The 12881-nt window shown below is 67.3% G+C and carries 10 protein-coding genes; 6 read left to right on the forward strand and 4 right to left on the reverse strand.

Features of this window, described 5'->3' with window-relative positions; genetic code table 11:
• Nucleotides 1-53: 53 nt before the first annotated feature.
• The 4 genes from ACJH71_RS12405 to ACJH71_RS12420 are packed head-to-tail and all read left to right on the forward strand — an operon-like array spanning nucleotide 54 to nucleotide 6649.
• The gene (locus ACJH71_RS12405) at nucleotides 54-1595 is read left to right on the forward strand and encodes an alpha/beta hydrolase (RefSeq protein ID WP_406758318.1); all 1542 of its coding nucleotides are present in this window, start codon (nucleotides 54-56) and stop codon (nucleotides 1593-1595) included.
• 20 nt (nucleotides 1596-1615) lie between these two features.
• Nucleotides 1616-2956 carry a type I glutamate--ammonia ligase gene (gene glnA, locus ACJH71_RS12410; protein WP_406758319.1) on the forward strand — a complete coding sequence of 447 codons (1341 nt, stop codon included), beginning with the start codon at nucleotides 1616-1618 and terminating at the stop codon, nucleotides 2954-2956.
• A 15-nt stretch (nucleotides 2957-2971) separates the two neighbouring features.
• Nucleotides 2972-5989: a bifunctional [glutamine synthetase] adenylyltransferase/[glutamine synthetase]-adenylyl-L-tyrosine phosphorylase gene (locus tag ACJH71_RS12415; RefSeq protein ID WP_406758320.1), complete on the forward strand. Its 3018-nt coding sequence runs from the start codon at nucleotides 2972-2974 to the stop codon at nucleotides 5987-5989.
• A 12-nt stretch (nucleotides 5990-6001) separates the two neighbouring features.
• Nucleotides 6002-6649: a PaaI family thioesterase gene (locus ACJH71_RS12420; protein WP_406758321.1), complete on the forward strand. Its 648-nt coding sequence runs from the start codon at nucleotides 6002-6004 to the stop codon at nucleotides 6647-6649.
• 16 nt (nucleotides 6650-6665) lie between these two features.
• Here ACJH71_RS12420 and ACJH71_RS12425 read toward each other — a convergent pair whose 3' ends face one another.
• Nucleotides 6666-8063 carry a PE-PPE domain-containing protein gene (locus ACJH71_RS12425; protein ID WP_406758322.1) on the reverse strand — a complete coding sequence of 466 codons (1398 nt, stop codon included), beginning with the start codon at nucleotides 8061-8063 and terminating at the stop codon, nucleotides 6666-6668.
• Between the two features lie 472 nt (nucleotides 8064-8535).
• Between ACJH71_RS12425 and ACJH71_RS12430 the strand changes: the two genes are divergently transcribed.
• The gene (locus ACJH71_RS12430; RefSeq protein ID WP_406758323.1) at nucleotides 8536-9378 is read left to right on the forward strand and encodes a hypothetical protein; all 843 of its coding nucleotides are present in this window, start codon (nucleotides 8536-8538) and stop codon (nucleotides 9376-9378) included.
• 24 nt (nucleotides 9379-9402) lie between these two features.
• Here ACJH71_RS12430 and ACJH71_RS12435 read toward each other — a convergent pair whose 3' ends face one another.
• Entirely contained in the window at nucleotides 9403-9915 is a 513-nt protein-coding gene (locus ACJH71_RS12435; RefSeq protein WP_406758324.1) for a hypothetical protein, read from the reverse strand.
• Nucleotides 9916-9983: 68 nt separating this feature from the next.
• Nucleotides 9984-11420, reverse strand: coding sequence for a type I glutamate--ammonia ligase (glnA, locus tag ACJH71_RS12440; RefSeq protein ID WP_406758325.1), 1437 nt, complete (start codon nucleotides 11418-11420; stop codon nucleotides 9984-9986).
• 123 nt (nucleotides 11421-11543) lie between these two features.
• Between glnA (ACJH71_RS12440) and ACJH71_RS12445 the strand changes: the two genes are divergently transcribed.
• Entirely contained in the window at nucleotides 11544-12014 is a 471-nt protein-coding gene (locus ACJH71_RS12445; RefSeq protein WP_406758326.1) for an RDD family protein, read from the forward strand.
• Nucleotides 12015-12103: 89 nt separating this feature from the next.
• Here ACJH71_RS12445 and ACJH71_RS12450 read toward each other — a convergent pair whose 3' ends face one another.
• Nucleotides 12104-12856 (reverse strand): DUF4191 domain-containing protein, encoded by a 753-nt coding sequence (locus tag ACJH71_RS12450; protein WP_406758327.1) that lies wholly within the window; start codon nucleotides 12854-12856, stop codon nucleotides 12104-12106.
• Nucleotides 12857-12881 lie beyond the last annotated feature (25 nt).

Here is a 12881-nt window from a genome sequence, read left to right on the forward strand (position 1 = left end):
CTGCGCAGCAGGTGGCCGGGCTTGCACGGGCGTGCATGGCAGCATGTGGTGTCATGAGCTCGCCGACGCGCCGCAATAGGATGACGCGCACCGCCCTGACCTGCCTCGCGATAGCGATGGTGGCATTCACCGTCGGCAGCTGCACCCGGATGACCCCGGGCCACGCGGTGCTGGCCGTGCCGCGGGTCGGTCAACCGGTCCAATGGGATAAGTGCCGGTTCACCGCCGACACCAACATCAAGGTGCCCGCCGACGCCCAGTGCGGGTTCATCGGGGTTCCGGTGGACTACTCCAAGCCGCAGGGCGCCGTTGCCCGGCTGGCCATGATCCGATTCCCGGCCACCAAGGACAAGATCGGTTCGTTGGTGATCAACCCGGGCGGGCCGGGAGAGTCCGGAATCGAAACCGCGGTTGGCCTGGTCAGCTCACTGCCGCGTCAGGTCCGTGAGCAATTCGACCTGGTCGGATTCGACCCGCGCGGGGTGGCGTCGTCACGGCCGGCGGTCTGGTGCAACTCGGACAAGGAGAACGACCGGCTGCGGGCCCTGAACCAGGTCGACTACAGCCCCGAGGGCGTGGCGCGCATCGAGAGCGAGACCAAGGAATACGTCGCGCGCTGCCTGGAGAAAACCGGCAAGGAATTCCTGGCCAACGTCGGCACCGTCAACGTCGCCCGCGACCTGGACGCCATCCGCGCCGGATTGGGCGACGACAAGCTGACCTACCTCGGCTACTCCTACGGCACCCGGATCGGCGCGGCCTACGCGGAGGCCTACCCGCAGAACGTGCGCGCGATGATCCTGGACGGCGCGGTGGACCCCAATGCCGACCCGATCGAAGAGGACCTGCGCCAGGCGGAGGCCTTCCAGGGTGCGTTCGACGACTTCGCGGCCGACTGTGCCAAAGAGGACGACTGCCCGCTGGGCACCGACCCCGCCAAGGCCGTCGACGTCTACCACAGCCTGGTCGACCCGCTGGTGGACAAGCCCGCCAAGACCAAGGATCCGCGCGGTCTGAGCTACAGCGACGCGATCGTCGGCACCATCATGGCGCTGTATTCGCCGACCTTCTGGACCCACCTCAACGACGGCCTGTCCGATCTGGTCGGCGGCCGCGGCGACATCATGCTGAGCCTGGCCGACCTGTACATGCGCCGGGACGCCAACGGCCACTACACCAACGCCACCGATGCCCGGGTCGCGGTCAACTGCGTCGACCAGCCGCCGATCACCGACCGTGCCAAGGTGATTGAGGAAGACCGGCGTTCGCGCGAGGTGGCGCCGTTCATGAGCTACGGAAAGTTCACCGGCGACGCCCCGCTGGGCACCTGCGCCTTCTGGCCGGTGCCCCCGACGACCGAGCCGCATGCCCTCTCGGTGCCCGACCTGACGCCGACGATGGTGGTCTCCACGACCCGCGACCCGGCCACCCCGTATCAGGCCGGCGTGGACTTGGCCAAGCAGCTGGGCGGGGGCCTGCTGACGTTCAACGGAACCCAGCACACGGTGGTATTCCAGGGCAACGAATGCGTGGACCGATTCGCCGCCCGATACCTGGTCGACGGCACGTTGCCGCCAACCGATGCGAAGTGCTGAGCGCTGATACGCTTCGCGGTATGGACCGTCAGAAGGAGTTTGTGCTCCGCACGCTGGAGGAACGCGACATCCGTTTCGTCCGGCTCTGGTTCACCGATGTACTCGGTTATCTGAAGTCCGTCGCGATCGCTCCGGCGGAGCTCGAGGGCGCCTTCGACGAGGGCGTGGGCTTCGACGGCTCGGCGATAGAGGGCTTCGCGCGGGTCTTCGAATCCGACATGGTCGCCCATCCGGATCCGTCGACCTTCCAGCTGCTGCCGTGGGTGTCCGACGCCGGCCGGCAGTACTCGGCACGGATGTTCTGCGACATCACCATGCCGGACGGATCGCCGGCCTGGGCGTCGTCGCGGCACGTGCTGCGCCGGCAGCTGGCCAAGGCCGGGGAACTGGGTTTCGCCTGCTACGTGCACCCCGAGATCGAGTTCTTCCTGCTCGAGCCCGGCCCCTACGACGGCAGCACCCCGGTTCCGGCCGATGACGCGGGCTACTTCGACCAGTCGATCCACGGTTCGGCCGCCAACTTCCGCCGGCACGCGATCGACGCGCTGGAGTCGATGGGCATCTCGGTGGAGTACAGCCACCACGAGAACGCTCCGGGCCAGCAGGAGATCGACCTGCGCTACGCCGACGCGCTGTCGATGGCCGACAACGTGATGACGTTCCGCTACCTGATCAAAGAGATCGCGCTCAAGGAAGGTGTCCGGGCGTCGTTCATGCCCAAGCCCTTCCGCGAGCACGCCGGTTCGGCTATGCACACCCACATGAGCCTGTTCGAGGGCGAAGTCAACGCCTTCCACAGCCCGGACGACCCGCTGCAGCTGTCCGCCACCGCCAAGTCGTTCATCGCCGGCATTCTCGAGCACGCCAACGAGATCAGCGCCGTCACCAACCAGTGGGTGAACTCCTACAAGCGCCTGATCCACGGTGGGGAAGCACCCACCGCGGCGTCCTGGGGGGCCTCCAACCGGTCGGCGCTGGTGCGGGTGCCGATGTACAGCCCGCACAAGACGTCGTCGCGGCGTATCGAGGTCCGCAGCCCGGACTCGGCATGCAACCCCTATCTGGCCTTCGCGGTGCTGTTGGCCGCCGGGCTACGCGGGGTGGAGCAGGGTTACGAGCTCGGCCCCGAGGCCGAGGACAACGTGTGGGCGCTGACTCCCGAGGAGCGCCGGGCGATGGGTTACAAGGAACTGCCCGGCACTCTGGAGCGCGCGCTTTCGGAGATGGAGAACTCCGAGCTGGTCGCGGAAGCGTTGGGGGAGCAGGTCTTCGATTTCTTCCTGCGTAACAAGCGCCAGGAGTGGGCGAACTACCGCAGCCACGTGACCCCCTACGAGCTGCAGAACTACCTGTCGTTGTAGGGCCTCCGACGCCTCATGGCCTATCCCGGAGCTCAGCGCCGCAAGCTGCCCAGCGTCGGGCGCCTCGGTCTGGTCGACCGGTACGCCGCAGCGGACCTGACCGCGCTGGGCTGGTACAGCGCCTACACCCAACCGCACGTCGACGTGCTCTGGGCGTTGTCGCGCGCTCCCGACGCCGACGTCGCGCTGCGCACCCTGGTCCGGCTGTCCGAAGCCCCGGGCATCGACTGGGCCGAACTGAGCGCGGCGCTGATGGCCGACCGGGGACTGCGCGGGCGGCTGTTCGGGATCCTGGGATCCTCGCTGACGCTGGGGGATCACCTGATCACCCATCCGGAATCCTGGAAGCTGTTGGCCAGTCCGGTCGACTCTGAGGACTACACGATCACGCCGCCACCGGCGGCGCAGCTGCGCAAGATGTTCACCGACTGCGTTGCCGCCACCACGGACGGCGCCTACATCGACCGGCTGCGGTCGCTGTATCGCGACAGGATGTTGGTGTTGGCGTCGATAGACCTGGCGCCCACCGTCGAGAACCTGCCGGCCCTGCCCTTCGTGGCGGTCGGCGAGCATCTGGCCGACCTGGCCGACGCCGCGCTGGCGGCCGCGTTGCGGGTGGCCGAACTGCACGTCTGTGGCGCCGACGCGGGAGCCGCTGTGCCCCGACTGGCCGTGATCGCCATGGGCAAATGCGGTGCGCGGGAACTGAATTACGTCAGCGACGTCGACGTCATCTTCGTCGCCGAGGAAGCCGACACGGTGAGCACCCGGGTCGCCGGTGAGCTGATGCGAGTGGCCGGCGAGGCGTTCTTCGAGGTGGACGCCGGACTACGGCCCGAGGGCCGGCACGGCGCGCTGGTGCGAACCCTGGAATCACACATCGCCTACTACCAGCGGTGGGCCAAGACCTGGGAGTTTCAGGCGCTGCTCAAGGCGCGGGCGGCGGTCGGCGACCCCGAATTGGGCCGGGCCTACATCGACGCGCTGCTGCCGATGGTCTGGACCGCGTGCGAGCGTGAGGATTTCGTCACCGACGTGCAGGCGATGCGCCGCCGGGTGGAGCAGCTGGTGCCTGCCGAGGTCCGGTCCCGCGAGCTCAAGCTGGGATCTGGAGGATTGCGCGACGTGGAGTTCGCCGTGCAGTTGCTGCAGCTGGTGCACGGCCGCAGTGATGAGTCGTTGCATGTGGCATCGACGGTCGATGCGCTGGCGGCCCTGGGCGCCGGGGGCTATATCGGCCGCGAGGACTCGGCCGATCTGACCGCCTCCTATGAGTTCCTGCGACTGCTGGAACACCGGTTGCAGCTGCAGCGGCTCAAGCGCACCCATATGCTCCCGCCGCCCGATGACGACGAGGCACTGCGCTGGCTGGCGCGCTCCGCCCATGTCCGTCCAGACGGCCGGCATGACGCCCTGGGTGTACTTCGCGAAGAGCTCAAAGCCCAGAACAGGCGGGTGTCGCGGCTGCACGCCAAGCTCTTCTATCAGCCGCTGCTGGAGGCGGTCAGCCCGGAGGGCCTGGAGCTGGTCGGGGGGCTGACGCGCGGTGCCGCGGAACGTCAGCTGGCGGCACTCGGCTACGAGGCTCCGCACAACGCGCTGACGCACCTGGGCGCGCTGACCAACCAGAGCGGTCGCCGGGGCCGGGTGCAGGCGGTACTGCTGCCCACCCTGCTGTATTGGCTGTCGGACACACCCAACCCCGACGCGGGGCTGCTGGCCTACCGGCGCCTGAGCGAGGCGATGGCTCAGCAGCGCTGGTATCTGAGCACGCTGCGCGACAGCAGCGCCGTGGCCAAGCGGCTGATGCGGGTGCTGGGCACCTCGGCCTACATCCCGGAACTGTTGATCCGCTCACCCGACGTCATCCAGGCCTATGGCGATGGACCGACCGGACCCAAACTGCTCGACACCGATTCGGACGCGGTGTCGCGAGCGCTGATCGCGTCGGCGGGCCGCTACCCCGACCCGGTGCGCGCGATCGCCTCGGCCCGCAGCCTGCGTCGCCATGAGCTGGCCCGCATTGCCTCGGCGGACCTGCTGGGAATGCTCGACGTCATCGATGTCTGCCGGGCACTGACCGCGGTGTGGGTGGCGGTGTTGCAGGCCGCCCTGGACGCGATCGTCCGGGTCAATCTGCCCGGTGACGACGTGCAGGAAGCACCGGCGCGGATCGCGGTGATCGGCATGGGCCGACTCGGCGGGCGTGAACTGGGCTACGGCTCGGATGCCGACGTCATGTTCGTGTGCGAGGCCAATGAGAAGGCGAGCGGGGCGAGCGAGGCCGACGCGGTGCGCTGGGCCACCTCGATCGCCGAGCAGGTCCGGGCGCTGCTGGGCACCGCCAGCGTCGACCCGCCGCTGCAGGTCGACATCAACCTGCGTCCCGAGGGCCGCACTGGCCCGCCGGTCCGCACGCTGGCCTCCTACGCGGCCTACTACGAGCAGTGGGCGCAGCCGTGGGAGATCCAGGCGCTGCTGCGGGCGCACTGCGTCGCCGGCGATGCGGACCTGGGCGACCGTTTCCTGCGGATGGTCGACGCCACCCGCTATCCGCCCGGCGGGGTGTCGGCCGATGCGGTGCGTGAGATTCGCCGGATCAAGGCGCGGGTCGACGCCGAGCGACTGCCGCGCGGGGCCGACCCCAATACGCACACCAAACTGGGCCGGGGCGGTCTGGCCGACGTCGAGTGGACCGTTCAGCTGCTGCAGCTGCGCCACGCCCACCGTGTACCGGCGCTGCACAACACCTCTACGCTGGAAACCCTGGACGCCATCGCCGCTGCCGGGCTGCTCGACGAAGACGAGGTGGACCGGTTACGGCAGGCCTGGCTGATCGCCACCCGTGCTCGCAACGCGCTGGTGCTGGTTCGTGGCAAGCCCACCGACCAACTGCCCGGGCCGGGCCGCGCGCTCAACGCGGTCGCGGTGGCCGCCGGCTGGCCCGGCGGCGACGGCGGTGAGTTCCTGGACAACTACCTCCGGGTGACGCGGCGGGCAAAGGTCGTCGCGCGCAAGGTATTCGGAGACTGAAGGAGGACCTCTGTGGTGGATTTCAGGGCTCGCTCGAACGTGCCGACGATCAGCGCCGACGAGAGTGGGCAGCTGGTGGAGCGGTACGGACCGTTGGCTCAGGCGGTCCGCGACCTGATTGACGCCACCATCCGTACCCAGGCCGACGACGCCACGGCCCGCGAGGTGACCGCCCAGGTGCAGGAGTTGACCGAGCGGCTTCGTGCCGGAACCCTCAGCGACTCACCGGGACTGCGCTACGTCGTCGACGGCCGGCCGCTGGCGTGGGGCAACGCCGTGGTGGGCCTGCGTAACCCGATCGCCCCGCCGCTGGTGATGCAGCACGGGGAGAACGGGCACTGCTGGAGCGACTTCTATCTGGGCGCGGCCTATGAGGGCCCGCCGTCGCTGGTACACGGCGGGGTCAGTGCCCTGGTGCTCGACCATGTGCTCGGTGAGGCGGCCAGCGATGGTCTGACCCAGCCGCGCTACACCGGCACGATCACGGTGAAGTACCTGCGCGGCACACCCTTGGGGCCGTTGCACGCCGAAGCCTCGATCTACCGCAAGGACGGCGTCAAAACCTACGCCCGCGGCCACATCTCGGACGCCAACGGGGTCACCGTGGAGGCCGAGGGGGTCTTCATCACGCCGTCCTGGGCCCGCGACGGGCTCGAGTGACGGCAGCGGCGTGCCGTTAGAACAAGCCAAAGGCAGACGCCACGCTCAACAGACCGATTCCGAGTCCGGTGGTAACCAGGCCGACGTCCGCGGCCAGCGGCATCATGACCGCATCGAGCAGGTCGCCGGAGGCGATCTCCTGCGCGAACAGACTGACGTTGTAGGCCGGCAGGCTGGTCATCAGGGCATTGACCAGGTCGGCGATCGGCAGCAGGGCCGAATAGCCGTTGGACAGCGCCGCGGAGAAGCCGTTGACCGCATCGGTGAGGCCGCCGAGGGCATCTGCGCTGTTCGCCAGGGCCTCGGGCAGGCTGGGCAGGGATCCCAGATCGCCGATGAAGTCGTGCCAGCCCTGCTGAACCCCGTTGCCCAGCGCCGTGAGGACATCGCCCAGATCGAGGTTCGGGAACACCCCGAACGGCGTCGACAGGTCGGCCGGGCCGGTGTCCCAGCCGTGTTCGATATTGCCGTAGCCCAGGTTGACCAGTACTCGCAGCGCCGGCTGCAGCAGATCGGCCAGCGGGTCACCCAGGATCGGAAGGAACCGCAGCGGTTCCAGCAACGGCAAGTTCTCGGTGGGGATCATGAAGTAGTCGGTGTTGCCGCCGTAACCGTCCGACACCGGCATCAGAACGGCCTGGGCGATCTGTTCGTCGGAGAGGTCAGCGATGCTGCTGTGTACGAAGGCGATCCCCAACACGGCGTTGAGAACCGACAGGAAGTTGAGCGGGTAGCGCGGGAAGTCCGAGAAGCCGTCGTATTCGATGTTGTACATGGCGGTGTCCCACGGGGTGTCCGACGGAGTGGCCCCGCTGAACGTCACCCCCATACTCGGAACGGTCAGCGGCGGCAGGCTGGGGTCTCCGAAGCGGGAGAGCAGGCCTCCGTTGGGGTTGCTGGGGTCGACCAACAGGACGAACGACAGCTGATCGGACGTCGGGATCTGATCAGCCGGCAGCGCCAGCAGGTTGCGCATCTCCAGTCCGGCGAGAGTCGAGCTCTGCGAGGCGCCGACCACGACGAGGTTGTGGCCCAGGGCGAGCCGCTCCGTGATGGTGGCGTCCAGGATCTGCACGCCCTGCGCCAAGGACTGATCGAGTACCAGAGACTTGGTGCCGGTGATCGGATACAGGCCCTCCGGGGTGAAGAGGGGATGAATCGAGTCGACCGGGAAGATCGGCTGGCCGGGGAAGATCGGCGAGCTCGGCATGATGTAACGCGAGCCGACGGCGTCGATGACCGCTTGGCTGGGTATCGGCATGCCACTGCCACCCATGCCCCAGGCCTCGGTGTCGAGCAGGATCACTTGTGCGGAGACCGACCTCGGTCCCTGGGGCGAAACGCTTGCGGGTAGGGCGGCACCGGCGATCAGCAGCGGCGCAACGGCCAGCGGGAGCAGTCTGCGGTCAGCCATGGGCGGTTCCTTTCGTGGAAAACTAGCCCTTTAGATGGAAAATTACTGATCTGGCGATAAGTTACAACGGATCGTTTCTAAGTTCAATCACATGTTTTGGGGTTTGGTAACGGCCGTTACCGGCCCGCCTTATTCGGCGTCTGGGGCTGCCCCGGCAAATGTCCGCGGCGGAATCATCACGCCCACCGTGAAGTCCTCGATGTGGACTGCCCGAATCATCAAAATTGTTGTTTACGAACGAGATTCGGAAATATTCGCCATCCGCCTGCGGATGTTCGCGGCTATGTCGGTGCACGCTAGCGCCCTTTCTTCGGCTCCCGGCAAACACACAGAATTGCGCGGGCAATTCGCCGGCTAGGAGGCTTCGTCATGGGGTGGGTCGGGGTCTGCTTGGAGGAGTTCTTCGGGGTGGTGGACGTGGATGATTTGGGGCGTAGTGGTTCCGTCGGTCCAGTCGGGGCGTGGGGTCGGTGTGATCGCAGCCGTAGGCGAAGAACAGTTCGTCGGCGGTGGTGCGTCCGCCTTTGGCTCATGGCCGGGCGTGGCAACGGGGGACAAATCCGCGGACTGGCCTGCGGAAATGCGCCGAAAAGACGGGGTTCTGATCTTTTGTTATGGTGTTTCTTCAGAAACGCTCATGTTTCGGCTGCGGCCGAAGGATGTGAGGCAGGGGAGGAAGAGGGCCATGCAGATGTCTGGTGATGTCCGTCGTATTGGAGTCGGAGCCGGCCTGATCGGTGGGGCCGTAGCGGTCGCGCTGACGGTCGGGCTGGGCGGCGCCCAGGCTGGGGCGGCTGATCAGCTTGTCGGTATCGCAGCCGCCGGAGGGGGCGCCGACTCGACTGATCTGCTGGTCATAGCCGGCGCGAACTTCCTCGATGCTAAAGACGTCATCACCGGGATCGACGCCTCGGAGCTGTCCGGCACATTGCTCTCGGCTGTCGAGTCGGCGCAGCGCATTCCGGGCATCCTGGACACGTTCGTGTTCATGGTGGACGACAGGCTTGCGCCGGCCGAGTCCGCCATCCTCGCGCATTCCGGTTCGATGTCGTCGCTGATCGATCAGCTGTTCTTCGCGCCGCTCAACCAGCAGTGGGCGGATGCCAGTGAGTCGATGCTCAATGCCGCCAACGCATTCGAGGGCGCGATCGAGGACGGATCGGTCCCGGGCGCCGTCAGTGCTTCATTTCAGATGCTCGGTATCACCTTCTCCGAGACGATCCCGGCCGCGATCGCGTCGATGCCCATCGTGTGGTTCGGAAGCCTTGTCGACGACGTCGTGACCACGGCGGACCTCTTCGACTTCTCGTTCTGACCCGACCGGTCTAGCGCAGCGGCGTCACCAGCCGAAGACGGCGACGTTACCGCCGGCGTTGGGATGCGGCCCGACCCGGTGTATGACGTGGCGGACCATGTTGACCAATGTCGGGTCATACGAGTCGTGGGTGAGCTGCCAGGTCCCGTCGTGATCGACCAGGACCAGCGGCCGTATCACCGGGACCGTCTGCCGCGGCCCGGTGAGGGCTGCGGTGACGCCGGCCAGGTTGTTGATCGCTGGCTGAACATCGGTGACGGTGAAGGTGAACGGTAGGGCGTGATGCCGGGCCAGTTTGGCCAATCCCTGGTCGTTCTGGCTCATCTCATCCGGCAAGAGCCCGCCTTCGACCAACGTCGCCTTGTCGGTGTCGGGGACCTCCGGATCGGTCAGCTGGTTCAAGATGGCCGCCACCTGCTCGGCGGTGGGGACGGGAGCATTCGGGGGCGGCGCCGGGTCGGCGTGCGCTGCGGGCGCACACGCCAGAATCGCGGCGAGTATCACGGCAGGCCGCCACGCGTGCGCCAGAATAAACATCACTTAATCGTAATACGATATTTCGGGCGGGCCGGGGTTCTGCCCGATCAACCCGCGGTCAGCCCGGCTCAGCAGTCGTAGTACAGCGCGAACTCGTACGGGTGCGGCCGCACGCTGATCGGGGTGATCTCGTGGTCGCGCTTGTAGCGGATCCAGTTCTCGATGAGGTCCGGGGTGAATACGCCGCCCTCGGTGAGGTATTCGTGGTCGGACTCGAGGTTGTCCATCACCTCGGCCAGCGTGGTGGGGGCCTGCGGGATGTCGGCGGCCTCGTCCGGCGGCAGCTCGTAGAGGTCCTTGTCGACGGGCGCGGCCGGTTCGATCTTGTTCTTGATGCCGTCGATACCGGCCATCAACATGGCTGCGAACGCCAGGTAGGGGTTGCTGGAGGAGTCCGGGCAGCGGAACTCCAGCCGCTTGGCCTTGGGGTTGGTGCCGGTGATCGGGATACGTACGCAGGCCGAGCGGTTGCGCTGGCTGTAGACCAGGTTGATGGGAGCCTCGTAGTGCGGCACCAGGCGCTTGAAAGAGTTGATGGTGGGGTTGGTGAACGCCAGCAGTGACGGCGCGTGGTGCAGGATGCCGCCGATGCAGTGCCGTGCGGTGTCGGACAGTCCGGCGTAGCCGGCCTCGTCGTAGAACAGCGGCTGTCCGCCCTTCCACAGCGACAGGTGGACGTGCATACCGGAGCCGTTGTCGCCGAACAGTGGCTTGGGCATGAACGTGACGGTCTTGCCGTTGGCCCAGGCGGTGTTTTTGATGATGTATTTGAACAACATGACGTCGTCGGCGGCGTGCAGCAGGGTGTTGAACTTGTAGTTGATCTCGGCCTGCCCACCGGAGCCGCATTCGTGGTGGCCGCGCTCCAGGGTGAAGCCGGCGTTGGCCAGGTTGGTGGTCATGGTGTCGCGCAGGTCGACGTACTGGTCGTTGGGGGCGACGGGGAAGTAGCCGCCCTTGGGGCGGGTCTTGTAGCCGCGGTTGGCCCGCCCGTCGGCCTCGGTCGGCGAGCCGGTGTTCCACCAGCCCGAGTCCGAGTCGACCTCGTAGAAGGTGCCGTTCATCTGCGAGTCGAAGCGCACCGAGTCGAAGATGTAGAACTCGGCTTCGGCGCCGAAGTAGGCGGTGTCGGCAATGCCGGTGCTGGTGAGGTAGTTCTCGGCTTTGCGGGCGACGTTGCGCGGGTCGCGCGAGTAGGGCTCGCGGGTGAACGGGTCGTGGACGAAGAAGTTGAGGTTCAACGTCTTGGCGGCCCGGAACGGATCGATCTGCGCCGTGGAGAAGTCGGGGAGCAGCATCATGTCCGACTCGTGGATGGACTGGAAGCCGCGGATCGAGGATCCGTCGAAGGCCAGCCCGTCTTCGAACACGCTCGCATCCAACGTGGACGCGGGGATCGACAGATGTTGCATCTGACCCGGCAAGTCACAGAACTGGATGTCGACGTACTCCACGTTCTCATCGGCGACGAGCTTGAGAATGTCGTCGGCCGTCTTGTCGGTCACAGAAGTGTTCTCCTCCGCTGGTAGCCCCGGTCGGACGCTGAGGTTGCCGGTGCTGACGTTACGCAACGGCGGCTGGACCCGTCGACGCCGGGTCGGGTTCGCCGCCCGCCTATCGTAGGGGCCATGAGCCGCACGTTCTCTTCCTGGCTGTCCGGGCCGGAGTCGGCCGGACCCAGCCGCCCCGACGACGCCCCGGGACAGGGGCTGGGTTTGCCCTCCGGCGGCCCTGGATCCCTGGCTCCCATGGGGCGCCGCATGGTGGCCCTGGCCCTCGACTGGATGGTGGGCTACGGGCTGGCCGGTCTGGGCGTGGCAGCGGGCGTGGTGACGCCGGAATACCTGGCAACGGTGGTGCTGGGGATCTGGCTGGTCCTCGGGGTCGCCGCGGTGCGGCTGTTCGGTTTCACGCCGGGTCAGTACGCCTGCGGCCTGCGGGTAGTCCCGGTGGACGGCCCCGGACTGGGCGTGGGCATGGGTCGCGCCGCGGTCCGCGGATTGTTGATCGCACTGGTGGTGCCGGCCTTGTTCGTCGACGCCGACGGCCGTGGCCTGCAGGACCGGGCCACCGCGACCGCCGTGGTGCGCAGCCGCTAAACCGTTAGCCGCCCCGCGTTGACTCTGCGTGTACGGCGCAAAAGTGCGAGTAGCCTCCGCCGTCAGCGCAGAGTCAACGGGCTGTTCGACTAGCGCCGGCGCACCGCGCGCTGAACGCCCCGCACCTTCGCGCCGCCGGGTAGCGGGCCCTTGGGCATGGCCGCGGTTCCGGTCCGCGACCCCAGCGCGGCCAGCCGCGACTCCAACGATTCCATCTGCTTCGTCGTGATGTTGGCCGGCAGCTTGGTCAGGTAGCGCTCCAGCTTGGCCAGCGGAACCTCACCGTCGCCGGCGCCCACTACCACGTCATAGATCGGCACGTCACCGACGAGCCGGGCGGTGCGCTTCTTCTCCTGAGCGAGCAGGGGCTTGAGCCGGGCGGGCGAACCTTCGGCGACGAAGATGATGCCCGGCCGCCCGATCACCCGGTGCACGGCGTCGAGCTGACCGGTGGCGGACACCCCAGGGGTGACGCGCCACTTGCCACGAAGGTTGTCCAGTGCCCAAGCCGCGGCCCCGGCCTGCCCCTCGGCCTTGCGATAGACCGACCGTTGAGCCCGTCGGCCGAAGATGATGAATGCCACCAGGGCGCCGAGCACCAGGCCGAGCGGAATCGTCGTCACCTTGGCGAACGTGCCGCCGTTGAGTGCCAGGGCCGTGGTCACCCCCGCGACCAGCAGGAAGGCGCCCACCATGTACGGCACCAGCCGCTTGTCCTCTTTGCGCTGCAGCTGGAAGGCCTGCCACAGCTGGGTGCGGCGCTGCTGGCTGGCGGCTTTGCGGGCGGCTTTCGCCTCCGCCCGAGCAGCCTTGTTCTCGGTGGTGGTGCGCGGTCTGGCCATAGCTACCAAGGATACCCAGCGGGGC

The sequence above is a fragment of the Mycobacterium sp. SMC-15 genome (assembly GCF_045310925.1).
GTDB lineage: Bacteria > Actinomycetota > Actinomycetes > Mycobacteriales > Mycobacteriaceae > Mycobacterium.